The 22,429-nt window shown below is 49.5% G+C and carries 14 protein-coding genes; 8 read left to right on the top strand and 6 right to left on the bottom strand.

The annotated features are described in order from the left end of the window. Positions 1-4: 4 nt before the first annotated feature. The 4 genes from EQU24_RS16680 to orn form a co-directional block, all read right to left on the bottom strand. Complete coding sequence (locus EQU24_RS16680; protein WP_017842491.1) at positions 5-4,156, bottom strand: EAL domain-containing protein; 4,152 nt, start codon at positions 4,154-4,156, stop codon at positions 5-7. Between the two features lie 287 nt (positions 4,157-4,443). Further along, on the bottom strand, positions 4,444-5,253 hold the full coding sequence (locus tag EQU24_RS16685) for an ABC transporter substrate-binding protein (RefSeq protein WP_026130366.1): 810 nt from the start codon (positions 5,251-5,253) through the stop codon (positions 4,444-4,446). A 400-nt stretch (positions 5,254-5,653) separates the two neighbouring features. Continuing rightward, positions 5,654-6,928, bottom strand: coding sequence for a serine--tRNA ligase (serS, locus tag EQU24_RS16690; protein WP_017842488.1), 1,275 nt, complete (start codon positions 6,926-6,928; stop codon positions 5,654-5,656). Positions 6,929-6,945: 17 nt separating this feature from the next. Beyond that, positions 6,946-7,491 carry an oligoribonuclease gene (orn, locus tag EQU24_RS16695; RefSeq protein ID WP_014147513.1) on the bottom strand — a complete coding sequence of 182 codons (546 nt, stop codon included), beginning with the start codon at positions 7,489-7,491 and terminating at the stop codon, positions 6,946-6,948. 86 nt (positions 7,492-7,577) lie between these two features. On the opposite strand from orn, the gene EQU24_RS16700 reads away from it, so the two are divergent. The 5 genes from EQU24_RS16700 (at position 7,578) to EQU24_RS16720 (ending at position 13,213) form a co-directional block, all read left to right on the top strand. Next, positions 7,578-8,831 carry a M48 family metallopeptidase gene (locus EQU24_RS16700; RefSeq protein ID WP_017842487.1) on the top strand — a complete coding sequence of 418 codons (1,254 nt, stop codon included), beginning with the start codon at positions 7,578-7,580 and terminating at the stop codon, positions 8,829-8,831. Next, on the top strand, positions 8,828-9,712 hold the full coding sequence (rsgA, locus tag EQU24_RS16705; RefSeq protein WP_017842486.1) for a ribosome small subunit-dependent GTPase A: 885 nt from the start codon (positions 8,828-8,830) through the stop codon (positions 9,710-9,712). Before EQU24_RS16700 ends, rsgA begins: the two co-directional genes overlap by 4 nt. A gap of 519 nt (positions 9,713-10,231) precedes the next feature. Then, on the top strand, positions 10,232-10,831 hold the full coding sequence (locus EQU24_RS16710) for a DUF502 domain-containing protein (RefSeq protein WP_017842485.1): 600 nt from the start codon (positions 10,232-10,234) through the stop codon (positions 10,829-10,831). 7 nt (positions 10,832-10,838) lie between these two features. After that, positions 10,839-12,500, top strand: a complete 1,662-nt coding sequence (locus EQU24_RS16715; RefSeq protein WP_017842484.1) for a multicopper oxidase domain-containing protein — start codon at positions 10,839-10,841, stop codon at positions 12,498-12,500. Then, the gene (locus EQU24_RS16720) at positions 12,497-13,213 is read left to right on the top strand and encodes a cupredoxin domain-containing protein (RefSeq protein ID WP_017842479.1); all 717 of its coding nucleotides are present in this window, start codon (positions 12,497-12,499) and stop codon (positions 13,211-13,213) included. The genes EQU24_RS16715 and EQU24_RS16720 overlap by 4 nt, the downstream gene beginning before the upstream one ends. Before the next feature lie 722 nt (positions 13,214-13,935). Here the strand turns inward: EQU24_RS16720 and EQU24_RS16725 are convergent. Then, positions 13,936-16,029, bottom strand: coding sequence for a GGDEF/EAL domain-containing response regulator (locus EQU24_RS16725; RefSeq protein WP_017842483.1), 2,094 nt, complete (start codon positions 16,027-16,029; stop codon positions 13,936-13,938). Positions 16,030-16,325: 296 nt separating this feature from the next. Beyond that, on the bottom strand, positions 16,326-17,195 hold the full coding sequence (locus EQU24_RS16730; RefSeq protein WP_017842482.1) for an HDOD domain-containing protein: 870 nt from the start codon (positions 17,193-17,195) through the stop codon (positions 16,326-16,328). Between the two features lie 479 nt (positions 17,196-17,674). On the opposite strand from EQU24_RS16730, the gene gcvT reads away from it, so the two are divergent. From gcvT to EQU24_RS23315, 3 genes are all read left to right on the top strand, one after another. Then, positions 17,675-18,799, top strand: a complete 1,125-nt coding sequence (gene gcvT / locus EQU24_RS16735; RefSeq protein ID WP_017842481.1) for a glycine cleavage system aminomethyltransferase GcvT — start codon at positions 17,675-17,677, stop codon at positions 18,797-18,799. A 2-nt stretch (positions 18,800-18,801) separates the two neighbouring features. Beyond that, the gene (gene gcvP, locus EQU24_RS16740; RefSeq protein WP_017842480.1) at positions 18,802-21,696 is read left to right on the top strand and encodes an aminomethyl-transferring glycine dehydrogenase; all 2,895 of its coding nucleotides are present in this window, start codon (positions 18,802-18,804) and stop codon (positions 21,694-21,696) included. Between the two features lie 448 nt (positions 21,697-22,144). After that, a complete protein-coding gene (locus EQU24_RS23315) occupies positions 22,145-22,273 on the top strand; it encodes a hypothetical protein (RefSeq protein WP_017842477.1) in 129 nt (42 codons plus the stop codon). Positions 22,274-22,429 lie beyond the last annotated feature (156 nt).

The raw sequence follows: 22,429 nt of genomic DNA on the forward strand, positions 1-22,429 counted from the left end.
ATCCTTACTTGATCTTGTCACAAACTCTTTTGCCCATCGCGAACTGTTTGAACTCGTCCTCGGGCAACGGCCTACTGTAATAATAACCTTGCGCGTAAGCACATGGACGGGTCTTGAGAAATTCGGCCTGCCCTTCGTCTTCGACACCTTCGGCGATGACTTCGAGCCGGAAATTATTAGCGATATCGAGAATCGACTCGACCAGCGACGCGTCACTCGAATCAACCAGTATGTCCCTTATAAAAGTCCGGTCGATTTTGATAATATCGACCGGCAGTTTCTTCAAATAACTGAGCGATGAAAAACCGGTACCGAAATCATCCAATGCGATTTTAATGCCCTGAGACCTCAGTTTTTGCAATTGCCGAATATAATGTTCCTTGTGGCTCATCATCAAGCTTTCGGTTATTTCAACAACGAAATTACTCGCACCGACACCGCTCTGGTTGATCATATCCAGCCATTTATCGACACAACTGCCGTTTACAAATTGTAGCGACGAAAAATTGACTGCAATCGATAAGTCAGTTCCCAATTCGCTATTCAAACCGGCAATAAAATGACAAGCCTTGGCTAACACGAACTCGCCAATCTGCCCGATAAGATTCAAACTTTCGGCAACCGGAATAAACTCATCCGGCGAAATAAACCCTCTCACCGGATGTTGCCAGCGGATTAAAGCCTCTGCGCCGCATAAATTCTGGCTTTGCAAATCGACGACCGGTTGATAATAAACGATAAAACGTTCGAATTTAACCGCGTTTTTAATATCGTTGACGATACGATGCTGACGCTGCGCCTTCTCATGCATTTCTTGGGTAAAAAATCGATAGGCGTTGCGCCCCTCCGCCTTGGCCGAATACATCGCATTATCGGCATTTTTAAGCAATGTTTCGGCCTCTCGGCCATCATTCGGATAAATCGTGATGCCGACACTGGCCGTAATATTGAGCTCATGGTCGTCCGCCTGAATCGGCATTTGAATAGCTTCGAGTATTTTTTCGGTCGGGGCGATCATATCGGTTTCCGACTCCAAGTCGGGGACCAGCACCGTAAATTCATCCCCGCCAAACCTGGCAAAGGTATCGGACTCCCTGAAGACATGCGCCATGCGTGCAGCAACTTCCTGCAACACGCGATCGCCAAGCGAATGCCCAAGCGCATCATTGATATCCTTAAAGCCGTCAAGATCGATAAACATAAGACCGAATAGCTTTCGTTCACGTTGCGCTTTAGTAATAGCCTGCTGTAATCGATCATAAAACAAGTTACGATTAGGCAATTGGGTGAGCGCATCGAAATTAGCCTGCTGATGAATCAATTGCTGAGCGCGCAACGAGTCGCCGATATCCGAAAAAATACCGACATATTTCGAAACGCCTCCTTCCGCTTCTTTCAATGCGCTGATCGACAGCCATTCCGGGTAAACCTCGCCACTCTTACGTTTGTTCCAGATCTCACCCTGCCAACTTCCCGATTCCTCAAGAGTATGCCAAAGATTTCGGTAAAACGACTTCGTCTGCTTACCGGAATTGAGTATTTTCGGGTCTTTTCCCAACACTTCGTTCTTACTGTAGCCCGTAATTTCAGTGAATGCCGGATTGACTGAAATAATCCGGTTATTTTCGTCGGTAATCACGATGGCTTCATTAGCGGCATCGAACACACTGGCCGATAGACGAATTTGCTGTTCGGCTAAATATTGCGAAGTAACATCCTCGATGGTCAACACGACTCCTGTCACTTCATTACCGGCTAAGCTCCGGTAGGGATAAAGCGTGAGATCATAATGCAGCCCCTGTTTTTCTTTCTTTATCAAGACGCTCTGTTGTGTCTGTATCGCTTGCTGCACCGGGCCGACTAGATTTTCACAACCGAATATTATTTCCAACGATTCGATTGTGAGCTTACCGTTTGCCACCGAACTAAGCTGAAGAAAACGCTGACCGACTTCGTTATAGCGCGAGATCCGCATCCGACTATCGATCACGATCACGGCCATTTCGATGCTTTCCAGTATATTTCTCAAATCGTCGTTTAACTGCCCTAACTCCTTCGTTTTAACGGTCAATTCATCGTTCACCAAGGTTAATTCCTCGTTGATCGATTGCAACTCCTCGTTAGACGTTTCCAACTCTTCATTGGTCGACTGAAGTTCTTCGTTGGTTGCCTGCGCTTCTTCATGCATGATTTGCCATTCGCCGACCGAGTTATCCAACGCTTCGGTCACGGTTCGCAAAGTCTCGCGAGTCGTTTGCAGCTCATGCTCCAATTCGGTAATACATAGCGCCGCCTCACGATCAGGGGTGCTAATATTGGAGTGTTCGGCAACGGGCTCGAATGAAATCAGCAATAAGCTATCGTTAGCCAGCTGATGGTAAACCGGCGTAACCGAAATCCGATAATGATAATTCTTGCCTTCGGAAACCAAGGTCAATGGCGGACTCTTGACAGGTTTATTATTGGATAACGCCTGATGACAGAATGCTCTCAGTTCGGTTTTGAACACCGGATCGATGATCGAAAATAAATTAAAATCCGCCTTACCTTGCCGAATTTTAATAAAATCGTCGCAGTGATTATAAAACTCGAGAACGCGCCCCTCTCGCGTAGAAAGAATACTGGGCGGCACATATGTTTCAAATAGCTTATCCTGACCCACTATCCTGTGGGCCGGGAAAATCGGATTGCTGCTGCTGCCGCCGTCATTTTCCGTCAATGCGAAATCGATCATTTTTTTGGCATTTAAATCGGGACGAATGACGAGGGTACTGTTTTTTACGAATAACTTATTATTACGGTCGAGCCGAGTGAAAGCATCGTTAAGTTTCCATAGCGATTCGGCCTGCCCGAGAAACAGAATTCCGTTATTCAGCAATGAATAATGAAAATTCTTGAGCACCTGTTCCTGCAGCGTCTGGTTTAGATAAATCAAAAGATTGCGACAGCTGATTAAATCCAGGCGAATAAATGGCGGATTCTTGATTAAATCCTGACGCGAAAAAATAACTAAATCCCGCAGACTCCGATTGATACTAAAACCTTGCTCCAGCGGCAAAAAATACTTTTCGCGAAATTCTCGGCTTAAACCCTGTAAGGCGATTTCGTTATACTCGCCTCTCCGGGCGATTCGTATCGCATTGGCGTTGATATCGGTGCCGTAAATTTGCACCCGATAGCGGGAAATTGCGGCACCGAGCTCTTCCATTAACAACATCGCAATCGAATAAGCCTCCTCGCCGGTCGCGCAGCCGGGAACCCAAATACGGATTTCATCGCCCGGCGACTTAGCGTTGACAATCGTTTTGAGTGCATCTCTCAATGCCTCGAATGACTGTTCGTCTCGAAAAAACGACGTTACGCAAACCAAGAAGCTGTAAGCCAAACGCGACAGCTCTTCTGTGTTCTCCAAACAAAACCGGACATACTCATCGAAGTCTTCGATTTGCAAAATAGCCATTCGACGATGGATTTGCCGGTTGATCGTACTGCTTTTGTAATTCACGAAATCCATTCCGGTCGTACTCAAGATGCGGTCGATCAACAAGTTGACCGCATCCGGCGTACCTTGCACAGGATTGTTTCCTAGGTTCTTTTCGAAATTACGCGCTATCGCGGCTAACTTTCCGGCAGCCTCCGCCGGCTCAACAACCAAATCGACATCGGAGCAATCGATCGCGGCCTTCGGCATACTGCTGAATTTAGCCGACTCCGGGAGCTGAGCCATCGTAATGCCGCCCGCCGCTTTGACGGCTTTCAAGCCATTCGCGCCGTCGCTACCGGCTCCTGAAAAAACAAGGGCTATTGCCTTCTCTTGGCATGACTCAGCAAGACTCTTGAAAAAATAATCGATTGAAGCCTTAGGAACTTGATTAGAAGGGGGGTGGCTTAATTTGAAATGGTTGTTGTCGATTGCAATATCGAAATCGTGAGGCGCGACATAAATGGTATTGGCCTGTAATCGGGCGCCGTTTTTAGCTTCGTTAACCGGCAGAGTCGTTTCTTTGCGTAATAATTCGGCCAACAAGCTAGGCTGATCGGCCGAGCTATGCTGCACCACAATAAAACTCATCCCGGTATCCGGCGATAAATGCGATACGAAAGGAAGCAAAGCCTCCAATCCGCCCGCAGATGCGCCAATGCCAACAACAATCATGCTTGAACCGTCATAGTAATAAAACCACAAAGATTAGCATATTTAACGATTCTTTATGAGTAATCGCATAAAATGCAATCGACTACTCAAAAAAGCGGTACTCACTAAACACGGGACCGTTTAAGGTTAATCCGTTCGTGGTGAGCCCTTCGGCTGCGCTCAGGAGAGCCCCGTCGAACCCATGGGCGAATTAACCATCCACCCTTCGACAAGCTCAAGGCGAACGGTTAATCCTTAGTGCTTTTGTCCCGCCTTAAGTGGGAAGCCAAAAATGCTTATCTGATTCATCACCGCACATTAACGGCATCCGGATAAAACAATTGCTGCCCCGACCGTTTGAAGCCGGCTATCAATGATTGCCCTTGCTTGCCGGTGAGGAATGCAATGTATTGCCTAGCCAGTTCGTATTGAGCGGTGGGATAGCGTTTGGGGTTGACGGCAATGAGGTGATAAGGATTGAATAACGTCGGATCATTATCGAAAACGATGCCGATTTCGACCTTATCTTGATAGGAAATGAATGTGCCTCGGTCGGTCAAGGCGTAGGCCCGTTTTTGATCGGCCATTTGCAATACGGCGCCCATGCCTTGTCCGGTCGATATATACCAAGATCCTTGAGGTTCGATTTCTACCTCACGCCAAATTTGCTTCTCCTTCAAATGCGTGCCGGACTCATCGCCACGAGAAATAAATACCGACCGGCTCCGGGCTATTCTTTCAAAAGCTTCATTGACCGATCCGGAAGCGCTGACTCGAGCCGGATCGGCATCGGGACCGACGATAACATAATCGTTATACATCACAGGACTACGATCGACACCATAGCCGGCATTAACAAAGGCTATTTCCGCTTCGGGCGCATGCACTAGCATCAAATCGACATCGCCGTTTTCACCCAACTTCAGGGCTTTTCCGGTTCCGACCGCAATCACATGCACCTTGACGCCGTACCGTTTTTCGAATACGGGGTTCAAAACCGCCAACAAACCCGAATGTTCTGTGCTGGTAGTCGTAGACATCCGAAGAATCGGTTCGGCATGAAGATGGCCAGCTATCAGTAAAAAACTGAGTATGAATAATAGTTTGATCATTCTCATGGCTTTTACTGAGTCGATCCAAAGAAAAAGGGGCGGGTTGAATATCTTCTGTGGGAGCGACACCTACGTCGCGACGTCGAAGCTATTGATACTTGGCAGCCGATGATTTTTATCGAAGCCTTGGCGTTTTCGGCTTCGATACCATTTGTTGGTTATCCAAGCTTCCGGGCTTCGACAATCGCGATCTGGGGATCGCTCCCACGGCTTATACCGGACCCCTCGAATCGCTCTAAATAAAACCTTGGCAATTCAGTGAGTTAATTTTAGCGATATTCTTAGCTTGATGCGTATGGGATAAACGTCTTAGGCTTCTCCAGTCGCGACGAAGACGCCGCTCCCACAAAGGACTCCAAGAGCCGCCCATTCACCATTCACTACTAACTGCTTACCGCTCACCAGCTTACTCAATGACATCAATGCCGCCGAGATAAGGCCGTAGCACCTCCGGCACATGAATCCTGCCTTGCTCATCCTGATAATTTTCGATCACTGCTATCAAGGTTCTGCCGGCAGCTAACCCGGAACCGTTCAGCGTATGAACCAATTCCGGTTTGCCGGTTTCGGGATTGCGCCAACGTGCCTGCAAGCGCCTTGCCTGAAAATCTTTGAAATTGCTGCATGACGAAATCTCCCGATAGACACCCTGCCCCGGCAACCATACTTCCAAGTCATAGGTTTTCGCCGATGAAAAACCGGTATCGCCGGCACACAACAAAACTTTACGATACGGCAATTTAAGTTTTTTCAGAATCGTTTCGGCATGCCCGGTCAATTCTTCATGAGCAGCCTCGGATTCTTCAGGCTTAACGATCTGCACCAATTCGACCTTCTCGAATTGGTGCTGTCGAATCATGCCTTTGACGTCTTTGCCGTAAGCACCCGCTTCACTTCGAAAACACGGCGTATGACAAACGAATCTCAAGGGCATATTCTTAGCGTCGACGATTTCGTCGCGCACGATATTGGTAACCGGCACTTCAGCGGTCGGGATCAAATAATACGGCGGCTCGCTTCCGACTTTGAATAAATCCTGCTCGAATTTCGGTAACTGTCCGGTACCGCGCAAACTCTGCGCATTGACCAGAAACGGTACATAAGCTTCGGTATAACCATGTTCGCTGACATGCGTATCGAGCATGAATTGAATCAGCGCCCGCTGCAAGCGCGCCAGCGGTCCTTGCAACACTACGAAGCGGGCGCTGGCAATCTTCGCGCCCAGTTCGAAGTCCATGCCGCCGACTTTCGCGCCCAATTCGACATGATCCTTCGCTTCGAAATCGAATCGCGTCGGCTCGCCCCATCGGCTAATTTCGACGTTACTTTCCTCGTCGCGACCGTCCGGCACCGAATCGTCCAAAATATTCGGAATCCCTTCCATCAATTCGGTCATTTTGGACTGGATTTCGCTGAGTTCGGTTTCCGCCGCTTTCAACTGGTCGCCTAAATGCTGGACCTGATCGAGCAAAGGCTGAATATCTTCGCCATTGGCTTTGGCCTTGCCGATCGACTTCGACCGGCTGTTACGTTCGTTTTGCAGGTCCTGCGTTTTGACTTGTATCGCCTTACGCTTGGCCTCCAATTCGGAATAATAAGCCGCATTGAATTCGAACGCACGGCGCTTCAGTTGCTGTTGAACAAAATCGAGATCGGATCTAAATAAACGAGGGTCTAACATTTGGATTTTTTTTACCTTTAATATCTGATGAAATGTTTCCGATAGTAACGGAGTTCTTCGATCGATTCGACAATGTCGTCTAAGGCACGGTGCGCTTCTTTCTTGACGAAACCGTCCTTGACCGTAGGCGCCCACCTGGCTGCAAGTTCTTTCAGGGTCGAAACATCGAGATTACGATAATGGAAATAAGCTTCGAGTTTTTTCATCGAACGATACATAAAGCGCCGATCCTGGCCGATACTGTTACCGCACATAGGCGATACGCCTTCGGGAACCCATAGCTTTAAAAACTCCAAAGTTTGATATTCGGCTTCGGCTTCATCGACGGTCGATGTTTGCACCCGCTCGAGTAGACCTGATTGACCATGATGCGTTTGATTCCATTCGTCCATTTTGGCCAGTACTTGTTCATCTTGATAAATCGCCAACACCGGGCCTTTTGCTAGAATTTCAAGGTCTTTATCGGTAACGATTGTGGCAATCTCGATAATCGCATCGTTATCCGGATCGAGACCGGTCATTTCGAGATCGATCCAAATCAGACGAGATGACACTTGCTCCATTTTAATTCCCTGTATGATTAAAGTTGCGCGAAATTATAGCATTGGCTACTCTGTATGCCTACTTCTCAACCTTGACGCTTTATATAATGAATACTTTTACCGTTATCTTCCTTTTTGCGCTGATTGTTTCCTATTCGATTCAGTTTTGGCTGTCCATGCGGCAATCGGATTATGTTATGAAACACCGCGACGCGGTACCCGATGCTTTCAAGGATAAAGTCTCGCTCGAAGCCCATCAGAAAGCTGCCGACTATACGATAGATAAAGGCAAACTCGGCAGGATTGACAGCTTGATAGGCTTGGTATTCCTACTATTGATTACGCTGGGCGGCGGTATCGAATATGCGTTCAATCTATGGTCCGGATTCGAATTGTCGCCAATACTTACCGGTTTGGGCGCGGTCGCAACCATCATATTATTCATGACTTTAGTGGAAGTTCCGACACATGTTTATCAAACCTTCGTAATCGAAGAGAAATACGGTTTCAATAAAAGTACCCCGCAACAATTCATCAAAGATCAATTGCTACAGCTGGGTTTGATGCTGGCGATCGGCTTACCGATTTTGGCCTTGATCCTTTGGGTCATGGACAGCATCGGCTCGCTATGGTGGCTTTGGGCCTGGGCCATTCTCATCAGTTTTTCATTATTGATGAGTTGGTTGTTTCCGACCGTGATCGCCCCGTTATTCAATAAATTCACACCGATGGAAGAAGGATCGCTGAAGCAGCGCATACAAGGCTTGCTGGCCCGTTGCGGCTTCAACAGCCAAGGCATCTTCATCATGGACGGTTCGAAACGCTCCGGACACGGCAATGCTTATTTCACAGGTCTTGGCAACAACAAGCGCATTGTGTTCTTCGATACACTAGTCAATTCTCTCGAGGAAGAAGAACTTGAAGCGGTGTTGGCACACGAACTGGGGCATTTTAAATGTAAGCATGTCATTAAAATGTTGATCGCCAGTTCGATCATGAGTCTAATCAGCCTGGCCATTCTCGGGTGGTTGATCGACAAGCCTTGGTTTTTCAGTGGGTTGGGCGTTTCAGAAGCGTCGAACGCAGCCGCTTTACTACTGTTTACGTTGGTTTCACCGGTTTTCACGCCGTTTATGCAACCGATCAGCGCTTATTTTCAGCGTAAATTCGAATTCGAAGCCGACGATTTCGCCGCCGCGAACGCTCGCGCCGATAAGATGATCAGCGGCCTGGTCAAGCTCTACGAAGAGAATGCCAGCACGTTGACGCCTGACCCATTATATTCGGCCTTCCATTACAGCCATCCGCCCGCGGCCATTCGCATCGCGAATCTGGAAACCAAGCTTGCGGCAAACGGATGAATCCGCTTCAGGAAGGACTCGTCATTGCGCATTTAGGTCAAGGTATTGCCGTCGAGAGCGGCGGTAAAACCATACTTTGCCAACCGAAACGGAAACTCGAAACCGTGACGGTCGGCGACAACGTTTTATGGCAACTCTCGGCGCCCGATCAAGGCAGTATCGAAGAGATTCTGCCACGGCGCTCGCTATTGACGCGTCCTTCTCGGAACGACAAAGTCCGACCGGTCGCAGCGAATATCGATACCGTTTTCGTGGTCTTTGCTCCCGAACCTTATTGCGATTTTTTACTGATCGATCAATATTTGGCCATTTGCGAAAATCGCAATATCGATGCAGCCTTGGTCTATAACAAAACCGACCTGAATCCTCAGTCCGCCTTAATCGACGAACTGGCTATCTACGAAAATCTGGGGTATTCGATTTTCCGCGTTAGCGCCACACATCGACACGGATTGGATCAGCTTAAACTCGCATTGGCACACCAAACCGGCATTCTGACCGGCCAATCCGGCGTCGGCAAATCGTCATTGACCAATGCGCTGATTCCCGACAAGGATCTGAAAACCAATACCATCAGCGCCACCACGAAACACGGCCGGCACACAACGACCGCTGCGACGCTTTATCATCTTCCGTCCGGAGGCAATTTGATCGACAGTCCCGGCGTCGCCATTTTCGGACTCGACGGACTCTCCGAAGCGCAATTGGCTTACGGTTACCGCGAATTTCAACCGTTAATCGACCACTGCCGTTTCAAGAATTGCCGGCATGTCAACGACAAGGACTGTGCGGTTAGAGCAGCGGCCGAACAAGGAAATATTCCAATGTCACGCTACCAGCGTTTTTTAAAGCTCCGGGACAAAATGCCTCGCGCTTCTTGAAGCTTCAATCAAAACGAAAACCCTCGACGCTGTCCAGAATCAATCCAATATCAGTATAATATCCCGCAGAGAGGATGCCGAAAATAGCGTCAAGTCGGACGTATCCACTCCGCACCTAAATTCCATAGCCCTTTAGTTATGATTAACTGTCTTGGATAATTTAGGTGCGGAGTTCAAGACTTCCCGTTAAGGAACGAGCATGAAATAACTTAGACAACTGTTGGAAGGGGGTTTGGTGGCTCGATTGACAGGTGTCGGCGGCAGGGATAGCCGTCGTCAAGCCTACATGGACGTATTCACGGCGTCCTGTCAAGCGAGTCACCAAACCACCACAGAGCCTACTACTTGTATAAGTTATTTTGTGCATATTCCTAAGCAAGTAACCGTATCCCACAATCCGCATAGTTACGGGAAGTCATTGTTGACTATTTCTAGGGTATAACTTACAGGATACCCACTTCAAATATACAAACGATACCCCCTAACGACCACTATAAAAAAAACGAGGAGACCATCATCATGAGAAACTTACGAACCTTTGCGGACTACGTACTGATTGGCGTCATCGGCTTCGTTCCTATCGCCATTATTCTGCAAATTGTATTTTACGTTCAAAGCCTACTGATCAATTTCATATTGCTTATCCATGGCCGTTATGAAAACCCATTCGTGACCTTTACCTTATTCGCTTCGGCGCTTGCGATACTCGGTTATTTCGGCTACTTACTCAAGCAGGAAAAAGCGCATTTACTGTATTACCTGGAAAAAATGATTTTACGCATTCCTTTTATCGGTACCGTTTACCGGGTCACGCAAAAACTCTTTAAATTATTTCTGACCAAAGAAGACGCACAGGTTCGCGCGGTCGTTTATGTCGAGTATCCCAAGGAAGGCATGTGGGTGCCCGCCTATGTCACAAACCGCATCGGCGACAACTATGTCTTATATGTCCCGACTTCGCCGAATCCGACTTCGGGCTTTACCGTGATCGTCCATAAATCGAAAGTCGTCAATTCGAAAATGGATATCGAGGCGGTATCGAGCTTTATTATCAGTGTCGGCGTCGACTACGCAAAACCCGAGGAAGTCGAGGCACTCACCCACACCAGCGCACCATAAGCCCACTATGCATCGACATCTTTTCGTTTTATTAAGTCTTCTGATCGGAGCTCAGCCGGCATTTGCCTGGCTGACACCGCCTGCCATGCAGGAGCCTGCGGGTATCGAGCCGCCTGCGACAGTACCGTATCGCCTTGATGAAACCAGCGGCATCGAAAAACCCTGTTCGAACGAACATACCGAATGGCGCGAGGCGCAAACAATCGATGGTGTAGAAATCGCCGCATCGCCCTTGTGCGAACCGGACAATCCCTACGATATCGCGGTATCGGTCAAAGGCACCAATAACGTCTCGATGCATACCTTGATGCAAACTCATTTCGCGCAGGATGCCTTGATTAAAACCGACGATCTCGACGGCGACGGCGACCCTGACGTGATCCGCATTAAACTGGAAGTGACCGAACTCAACGGTCCGAGCCCCGACGGCGAATTCTTGATCAACACCTTCCCTATCGCACCGGGCATCGAACCGGGAATTTGGGTTTACTCACCCAAAATGGTCGGCATGGGCGTCAAGCATTTCAATTCGCTCGTGGCCAATCCGATTCTGCGAGCACCTTCCCCGGTGATTCGGGTCGAGCAAGGCGATAAAGTTTACATCACCTTAGAAAATACGCATTATCTGCCGCATACGATCCATCTGCACGGCGTCGATCATCCCTGGCTGAATTCCGAAGGCAAGGATAATGACGGCGTCGAAGAACATCCTGTGATGCCCGGCCAGAGCCACACTTACGAAATCCAAACCCGCCATGCCGGCACGATGATTTATCACTGCCATGTGCAAACCGCGCAACACATGATGATGGGCTTGACCGGCATGATCATCGTCGAGGAAAACCGGCCCAACAATTGGCTGCAAACCTTCAATATCGGCGCAGGTCATGTGCGTTACCCTTCGGTTGCGGTCAAGGAAAAATTCAGCCGAGAATACGACCTGGTCTATCAATCGATCGACAAGCGGCTCGCGAAAATCGTCCAGGACGCGAATGACCCGAGGCTGATCGCGCAACGCATGAACCGCGAATACAACATGACCGAGTCGTTCGAAAATTATTTCTTGCTGAACGGCCGCTCGTTTCCTTACACGCTTCGTGACGGCATCATCGTCGCCGACGAGAACGAACATATCAAGCTCAATCTAGTCAATGCGCAACGCTCGGCCGCGGCGATTCATTTTCACGGACACAAGGCGACGATCCTGGCTTATGACGGCGTCAACGCGCCGGAAGGTGCGCAAATCACCCGGGACGTATTCGACATTGCTCCGGCACAACGACTCGATCTCGATCTATACACCAAAAACGACGGCCTGCACAGCTACGGACCCGGCTTGTGGATGTTTCACGACCATGTTGTGACCGGCACGACCACCGACGGCATGGAACCGGGCGGTAATATGTCCATTCTGGCTTACCGGCATTTGCTCGACGATCAAGGCATGCCGCACATGCATGACGAAATGTTCGACCAGGTTTTCACTAAAAATTATTACGAGAAAAAACTCCCGGTCTGGGGCAGCGGGGAATATGCCGACGCACTCGGCGAAGCCGGCATGCTCGCGCCGGATTATCTACGCATCGCCGGCTTCGGTCTCGCTGTAGGTTTATTGCTCGGCGTTATTATTTTTATTGTCGTTGCGCTCAACAGGAAACTCTCACAATGACCCGACAAAATTTCACCTGCCGGATCCAGAATCTATCAGGCGCGTCGTTATGCTTGCTATTGTTAGCGGCGGCCAACCCCAGCGCGGCAATGATGAAACACGGCAATATGATGATGGATGAAACCGGCATGATCATGAATGCCAATGCCGACAATTTGCCGCGCGACTGTAAGGAAGTTTCCGAGGATGTCGATATCGTGATCCGCGCCGGCCATAAACATGCGCAAAAATTTCCCGGCAAGATGTTTGCGTTCGACCGGCAAGAATGGAACGTTAAACCTTGCAGCCGAATCAACATCACCTTCATCAACGACGACCAAATCCGTCATCAAATGATGATTCACGGCCTACCCGGTTATTTATACCCTGACGGCATGGTGCATTTAGAACTGTACGGCCAAGGCGAATTAAAAGCCTCGCTGATCGTTCCGTCGCGGCCTAAAACCTATTTGGTGCACTGCGAAATACCGCAGCACATGGAAAAAGGCATGAAGGCGCAATTGAAGGTGGACGACGGGGACGGCGACCTGCCGAGCATTCCCGGCATCAGCGAACCGGTTACACCGGATGTATACCCGGTAGCATGGAGCCAAACGACCTGGATTGCCTTGATCGTTTCGCTGACTATGGGATTGGCCGCACCGATTATTGGAGGCTTTTGGTTAAACAAACGCTTACAAGCAAAGAAGCTATCTGCTGAGGATAGCGCTTGAATCTATACCTTAATTTAGCAGGCAATAGAGGTGCTTAGAAACGAGCATGAAATATACCTTTCGTACTTCAAAATTCGGCAGGTGACTAAGGAGGCACCGGGGGGCTCGACAAAGGCTTTGCCAGCATGGAGCTGGCTAGGGCCTACATGCACGTATTCACGGCGTCCTGTCAAGCGAGTCACCAAACCGCCCAGGGCAAACGCATTAAAACACTATAGAAAATCAATTAGTTAAAATATTCCTTTTTTCTTGGTTAACTATAAGATTTAGTTTATTTGAAACCTAAATAAGGCTTTGTGTCGCTATCGCGACGCTTATGTGTAGTCGGTTCGCGGACCGACAACCGCGATACTTTTCTTTGCTTGTCCAAAGAAAAGTATCCAAAAGAAAAGACACCCGGAGGCCGCTGCATCCTGCGCGCTGACGATTTTGCCGAGGGTTTTCGGAAGGGCTATCCTTAGCCCTCCGAAAACGAGCGGCATCCCTGCCGCTCCCCTAACGGGCTATTCTCGGCAAAATCGCCAGTGCTCGGCGCGGCCTAACGGGGCCCAGGGAGGGGCACCATAAGTTAAACCGAATTGACTAAGCGTTCTAAGCAACAGGATAACATATTGATATGTTGATTGTTTTAATGTGGTTGCCCTGCCAAACCGCCACAAAGCCTACTGCTTGTATAAGTTATTTTGTGCATATTCCTTAAACTATTAACGCGAACATAGACTCTATGCAGCCAGCAGTAACTGCTTGAATTCGTCGGCCGTGCCAGGCGGACTAAAATAGTATCCTTGATAATTCGGGCACCCCAACGATTTGAGCAATTCGAGTTGATCCTTAGTTTCAACCCCTTCGGCCACAACATCCAACCCCATATGCCGCGCCATCGCAATGATCGTATCGACAATCGACGCATCATCTTTTTCGGTACACATATCCTGAATGAAAGTGCGGTCGATTTTCAAAACATTCACCGGCAAACGTTTGATATAGCGTAACGACGAATATCCGGTACCGAAATCGTCGATCGAGAAACGAATACCTAAATCATGTAGATCCCGCATAATTTCTATGGCCTTGTCCAAATCGTAAATCACGATATTTTCGGTAATTTCCATTTCCAGGCAATGTGCCGGCACCCCGGTTTTTTTCACGACTCGTTCTATACCGGCGGTAAAATCGGCATCCCTGAATTGGCGCGGACTAATATTGATGCAAAGATGGTAATCGTCTTTCCAAATACCTTCGGCGACCCATTGAGCCAATTGGTAACAGGCAGTTTCGAATACCCATTGGCCGACAATCGAAATCAACGCGCTGCTTTCCAATACCGAAATAAATTCATCGGGAGCGATAATTCCCAGTTCGGGATGATTCCAACGAATCAGCACTTCAGCACCGCTGACCCGTCCATTGTCGATATTGACTTGCGCTTGATAATAAAGCCGAAACTGGCGCTCCTCGATCGCTTTGCGCAATGCCACTTCCAGCTTTAATTGCCGACTCACCGCATCGCTCATTCCCTGCTTGTAAAAAGCGATGCCGTTGCGGCCTTGCGCTTTAGCATGATACATAGCGGTATCGGCATGTTGAATCAATTCGTGCGAACCGCCTTCGAGTAACGGAAATAATGCAATACCGATGCTCGCGGTCACTTGAATCCTGTGGCTTTCGGCATGAATAATCTTAGCGATATCCTGGCGGGATTTTTCGGCGATTTCCCCCGCTTTTTCAGCCGCCTTTGCTTTGTCGATAGGCAAACCGCTCAAAATGATAATGAACTCATCGCCACCCAATCTAGCCACGACATCATCGCGGCGAACATTGGCTTTTAATGCCAATGCAATCTGCATTAATACCGAATCACCGGCAAGATGGCCCAGGGTATCGTTGATTTTTTTAAAATGATCCAGATCGATAAACAAAACCGCGCCTGTTTCATTATGCCGCAGTGCCCTTGCAATTTCTCGCTCGAGTTCATTATGCAATTGCGTTCGATTGATTAAGCCGGTCAATGAATCGTGATAAGCCAAAAACTCGATTTTTTCCTGAACTCTTTTATATTCGCTGATATCGCGAATGATCGTGGAAAAAAAGGCAACACCGCCAAATTCTGCAAAATGCGAGATCAAAACCTGAGATACCGGAATCGTATCCTTACTTCGCGTCAACAATTCGGTTTCACCGCACCATTGCCCTTTGCGAATTGCGTTGGGAATCGCTTCGGAACGAATGATTTTCGCGTATTCAACCGGGTAAAAGTCGGTCAAGCGTAACTCGGACAAATTTTGGTCTTGACTAAACCCCAATAGCTTTCTGCCCGCGACATTCATGTATTGCGCAAAACCGTCGGCATCGAAAATAGCCACCATATCGGGCGTCGCCTCCAATATCGACATTAGACGCTGCTGCATATCGGTCGCTTGTCTTTTCTCAAGATAGTGCAACCAATCGCGCATGACTCGACTGATCACATGGGTTATATCCGCTAACGTACTTTCGGTTTTAACCAAGTAATCCCAAGCACCGGCATTCATCGAATGTATCGCCGGCGTAGCATCGCCCGGCCCGGTCAAAATCACGACCGGACAATCCAAAAAACCGACGTTGCCGGAGAGCAAATCGGTCGCTAATCCATCGGGCAGAAAAAAATCGATCAAAATCAGATCGGGATGTTTTTCATGAAGGCTCTCGCGCGCTTCTTGCAAATTTTCAGCAATCGTTAAATGGTAAGCCGACTCATTTTCCAACGTATTCTTGATAAGCTCGACATAAACATGATTATCCTCGACCAATAGTATATTGAGTTCCTGTTTATCCATAACCTGTTACCTATTTTTGGAATACTTGTCGATGATCAATGACAACACTACCTTTCCAGCAACCCCCAATTTGAGAGTAAAAAAGGGCGTAGAGCATGCTTGGCGAGGATGTCTGCGGCGGGACAGATTTTTGCTCCTGCAAAATCTGCATTCACGCCATTCTTGGCGTTTAGCCGCCTTCAAGCCCCCACAGACGGGCTCACGGCGTTCCTTGACAGGCATGTTCCAATCACTAAACTCCGAGAGCAAGTTCAAACAGGGAATTGCTGCTAACTTTCCGGTATTTGACATTACGATCAGGTACCTGAGCACATCATTGTTTGAACTTCCTTGCTTTGTTCCTGTACCGCCTCGACAGTCTCGAGCAACTTATTTATGCTCAAGCCCGTCAATTCGAGAGCCTGCGGGTCGAAACCCAAGTCTTCGATTTCAGTTTTACTCGAATCAACCGGCAAGGATCCATGGCGGTTCGATAAAACATTCGCGATATGCACCATACCTGCCTCAATCGCAAATGCTTCCGCTTGATTGGGTTGATGATGAAAAGCGACGCTTCGGCATAGAATTTCGGGTAATTTCCAAGCTCTAGCCAAGGCGCCGCCGACTTGGGCATGATCAAACGACAATAAACGCTGCTCCGCCTCTTCGATACGGCAACCGGTCATTTTCGACTCATCTAACACCGCTCGAGCCAATTCGGGCAATTGGTAATACAAAACGATTTTTCCGACATCATGCAATAAACCGGAGGTGAAGAGCGTTTCACAATTAGCATGATGACTCTGTTTGGCAATAGCTCGAGCCATTAAACCGCATTCGACACTATGCCGCCAAAACTCCTGAAAATCGATCAATGGATTGCCTAAACGCTTGAGAACCGTCGTGGCAGAGGTCGCCAGTATCAGATTACTTAAATCGTCCTCGCCGATAATGGATATAGCTTGATCTACTCTGTCGATCTTTCGTGGCAACGCGTAATAGGATGAATTAACGATGCGTAATATCCTCATCGTCAAAGCAGGATCCTGAGAAACCAAATGCTCGATGTCGTGTCGACTATGGTCCGGATCGGCCATTACCAAGTTTATCTTTCGGCATATCTCAGGCAGCGTGACTAAATTGATCACGCCGCTGACTAATTTTTCGGGTGTATATTTTTCAGCCACTCAATTCATCCCGCTATCTCATTACCTTAAAAGCTTTTAATAAAAATAGACCTTTATAGCATTTACTTGCAATAATTTCCGACAGTTTTCTTATAGGTATACTGCTACCATAAACTTTTATATACCCTTTGCTGGTCAAATTTCGGCGCAGGGGGGCGTCAAAGGACGCCGTGAAACGTCCATGTAGGCTCTGTGACAGCATCCCTGCTGTCAAAGCCTTTGCCGAACACCCCGGCGCCTCCATGCGTCAATGCCGAAATTTGAAGTGCGATGGGTATACTAAACTCAGCAATGCGTTTTATTTAGGTTTATGTCCATTTATTTTAAGGAGCAGTCTACAGTAAGGCCATTGATTTCTCAGATAACCTTATTGACGGGCACTTCGGATGCCGAATTTCAATTCGAGCAAAGGACATGACGCGAACGACACCGCTCGTTGAAAACCGGATTTTGTCATACATGCAAGGCGGCGTTAAACTATGGCCTCCTACTCTACCGTCTCTTTACCGACCGTGACCACAATCCATAAAACCGCACTCTACGAGCTACACATCGAATTAGGTGCCAAAATGGTTCCGTTCGCTGATTACCAAATGCCTTTGCAGTATAGCAAAGGGATCATTCACGAACATTTGCATTGCCGGAATCAGGCTTCGCTATTCGATATCTCGCACATGGGTCAATGTTCGCTTAAGGGTTCTAGCGCCGCCATCGGCCTGGAAAAACTGACGCCGGCCATCATCTCCCGCCTCGGTTCCGGCCGGCAGCAATATACCGTGCTGACGAATTCGGACGGCGGCATTATCGACGACATCGTCGTAACTCGACTCGGCCAGGAATTGACGATCGTCGTCAATGCCGCCTGCAAGGAAAAAGATTTTAAACATTTGCGCAAACAACTGTCGAACGACTGTCAATTACAAGAACTGTCCGAGCATGCCCTCTTGGCCCTGCAAGGCCCCTCCTCCTCGCACGTCTTACAACAGGTTGCGCCGGAAGCCTGCCGCTTGCAATTCATGCAAGCCTGCCGTACCGAAATAGACGACATACCCTGCATGATCAGTCGTAGCGGCTATACCGGCGAAGACGGCTTCGAAATTTCGTTGCCGAATCGATTCGCCGAAAAGATGGCTCGAATTCTGTTGAATTTTCCTGAAGTCGAGCCGGCCGGCTTAGGCGCCAGGGACACCCTGAGGCTAGAAGCCGGGCTCAGTCTTTACGGTCATGAGCTCGATGAAAAAACCACACCGATCGAAGCCGGGCTTTCCTGGTTGATCAAAAATACCCATCAGAGCTATCCGGGAGCCGGCACGCTGCTGAATCAAATGCAAAACGGCACCGAAATACAACGCGTCGGCTTGCTCGTCGAAGCCAAAATGCCGGTTCGAGAAAACGCGCCTGTCTTCGACAACGAAGATAAATTAGTCGGCCGCGTGACTAGCGGCAGTTTTTCACCTAGTTTGGGCAGACCGATCGCGCTAGCCTTGATTGATACTGAAGCGGCCGTCATCGGTGCAACGCTGTTTACACGGGTCCGTAATAATCTGATCAAACTCACCGTCTGCGACCTGCCTTTCGTCCCCCACCGTTATCACCGGAGTTAGTCATGTCCTCATCCGCCCCAGCTTTGAGTCAATTGGAAATGCGCGGCAGCTTCATCAACCGCCATATCGGTTCGAATCCCGATGAACTCGAAGAAATGCTCGAAATCTTAGGTCTGGATGAACTCGAAGACTTGATCAAGGCCGCGGTACCAAAGGATATCGTCGACCTCGAACCGTTAAGCTTGACCGAAACGATCAGCGAAAGAGCGGTCATCGAACATCTACGCAAAATCAAAGAACGCAATAAAGTCTTCATCTCATTAATCGGCATGGGCTATTACGACACTTCGATGCCGGCCGCAATCAAACGCAACGTCCTCGAAAATCCGGGCTGGTATACCGCTTACACGCCTTACCAAGCCGAAGTCAGCCAAGGACGTCTCGAAGCTTTGCTGAATTTTCAGCAAATGGTGATCGATTTGACCGGTATGGAATTGGCCAACGCCTCCTTACTCGACGAGGCGACCGCTGCGGCCGAAGCCATGAGTATGTCCAAGCGCCTGTCCGGCAGTTCATCGAACACTTTTTTCGCGGACCGAGACTGCCATCCGCAAACGCTCGCAGTCCTCAAAACTCGCGCTGGATCGATGGGCTTTGAGTTCGTCGTCGGCGATGTCTTCAACGACCTGGATAAACAAACCTGCTTTGGCGTACTTGTGCAATACCCTGGGTCAACCGGAGAAATCCGAGACCTGACGCCTATCGTCGACAGCGCACACAAGCAATCGGCCTTGGTCACAGTTGCTTGCGACCTGCTCAGTCTGGTGCTGCTCAAACCGCCCGGTCACTTCGGAGCCGACATTGCGGTCGGTAATTCGCAACGCTTCGGCGTACCAATGGGCTACGGCGGACCGCATGCCGCATTCTTTGCCACGCGCGACGAATTCAAACGCTCGGTGCCGGGGCGAATCATCGGCGTATCGAAAGACCGGCACGGCCAATTCGCGCTGCGCATGGCGCTGCAAACCCGCGAACAACACATTCGCCGCGACAAGGCAACCAGCAACATTTGCACGGCCCAGGTATTACCAGCCGTGCTGGCTGGGTTCTATGCCGTTTATCACGGCCCCGCCGGCCTGCGCATGATTGCCGGCCGCGTGCACCGTTACACCCGAATTCTCGCCGAAGGATTGATACTGCTCGGCTTTACCATCGAAACCCGCTGCTATTTCGACACGTTGCTGATCAAGACACCGAACCGTGCAAAACGCATCGTCACCAACGCCCAGGAAGCCGGTATCAATCTTAGATTCATCGACGGCAACACGATAGGCCTGTCGCTCGATGAAACGACCTCGCGCCAAACCATTCGCAGCCTATGGCGGGTTTTTGCCGCGCAACCGGCCGACCTGCCGCAAATCAATGCCTTGGACGCACAACTTGACGACTGCATACCGAACGCATTACTCCGTAGCGATGCGATCCTGCAACATCCGGTATTCAGCAACTATCACAGCGAAACCGAAATGATGCGCTACATGCGCCGCCTGGCCCGGCGCGATATCGCGCTGGACCGCTCGATGATTCCGCTCGGCTCGTGCACGATGAAACTGAATGCCGCTACCGAAATGCAAACGATTTCTTATCACGAAATCAATGCCCTTCATCCATTCGCGCCGCTATCGCAAACCCACGGTTACCAGCAATTATTCGACGAACTGGAAGCGATGCTCTGCGATCTGACCGGCTTCGATGCGATCTCGCTACAGCCGAATGCCGGCTCGCAAGGCGAATACACGGGGCTTTTAGTCATTCGCAAATACCATCAAGTCAACGGTCAAGAGCAGCGCAACATTTGTTTGATTCCGGCCTCCGCGCACGGCACGAATCCTGCCAGCGCGGTGATGGCCGGGCTAGACGTGGTCGTGCTCGCCTGCGACGACGACGGAAATGTCAGCGTCGACGATCTGCGCAAAAAAACCGAACAGTATCGTGACACGTTGGCCGCGTTGATGATCACCTACCCGTCGACGCACGGCGTGTTCGAGGAAGCCTTTCGCGAAATCTGCGCGATTGTGCATGACGCCGGCGGTCAGGTTTATCTGGACGGCGCCAATTTCAACGCACTCGCAGGCATTTGCCGCCCGGGAAAAATCGGCGCCGATGTCGCGCATTTGAACCTACACAAGACCTTCGCGATTCCGCACGGCGGCGGCGGACCGGGTGTCGGACCGATCGGCGTCGGCGCGCATCTAGCGCCTTATCTGCCGGATCATCCTGTCGTCAAGGGCGTCAACCCGTATAAAAACGAACACGGCACAGTCGGTTCGGTGTCGGCCGCGCCTTGGGGGTCGGCGAGTATCTTGTCGATCTCGTGGGCCTATATCGCAATGATGGGCGCGACCGGTTTAAAAAAAGCGACGCTGACCGCCATTCTGAATGCGAACTACATCGCCCATCGCCTGGCGCCGCATTATCCGATTTTGTACACCGGCAAGAACGGTTTCGTCGCGCATGAATGCATCATCGATTGCCGAGCCTTCAAAAAAACGTGCAACGTCACGGTCGAGGATATCGCCAAGCGCTTGATCGACTATGGCTTCCACGCACCGACCGTGGCCTTCCCGGTCGCCGACACACTGATGATCGAGCCGACCGAAAGCGAATCGAAACGCGAAATCGACCGCTTTTGCGACGCACTGATTGCTATCCGGCAAGAAATCGCCGATATCGAAAGCGGCTCGGCCGATCCTGAAAACAATCTGCTGCATAACGCGCCGCATACGCATCGCTTGCTATTAGACGATTGGCAGTTGCCTTATTCCAAACAACAAGCCTTTTTCCCCGACAATCATCAACACGACGACAAATATTGGCCGCCGGTCGGACGCATCGATAATGTTTACGGCGACAGGCATTTGGTATGCACCTGCCCACCCGTTTCGGAGTATCAATAGCTTCGTGAGTTATAGAGGCGGTGAAACAGGGCAAACGCATCAAAACACTATGGAAAATCAAATAGTTAAAATATTCCTTTTTTCCTGGTTAACTATAAGATTTAGTTTGAAACCTAAATAAGGCTTTGTGTCGCTATCGCGACGCTTATGTGTAGTCGGTTCGCGGACCGACAACCGCGATACTTTTCTTTGCTTGTCCAAAGAAAAGTATCCAAAAGAAAAGACACCCGGAGGCCGCTGCATCCTGCGCGCTGACGATTTTGCCGAGGGTTTTCGGAAGGGCTATCCCTAGCCCTCCGAAAACGAGCGGCATCCCTGCCGCTCCCCTAACGGGCTATTCTCCGCAAAATCGCCAGTGCTCGGCGCGGCCTAACGGGGCCCAGGGAGGGGATGCCATAAGTTAAGCCGAATTGACTAAGCGTTCTAAGAAACAGGATAACATATTGATATGTTGATTATTTTAATGCGTTTGCCCTGGATTCCGAAGAGGGTGCGTTTGCTCGACCGACAGGCGTCGGCGGCAGGGCAGATTTTTGCTCCTGCAAAATCTGCATTCATGCCATCCATGGCAATCTGATAGCCGCCGTCGATCCTACATGGACGTATTCACCCAGCACCTAAATTCCATAATCCATTGGCTATGGTTAGCTCTTGGATAATTTAGGTGCTGGGTTCACGGCGTCCTGTCGGGCGATTGCTGGGCTTTCATGAACGTTAAATTAGGAATTGCTCG

The sequence above is a fragment of the Methylotuvimicrobium buryatense genome (assembly GCF_005931095.1).
In the GTDB taxonomy this organism is placed as follows: domain Bacteria; phylum Pseudomonadota; class Gammaproteobacteria; order Methylococcales; family Methylomonadaceae; genus Methylotuvimicrobium; species Methylotuvimicrobium buryatense.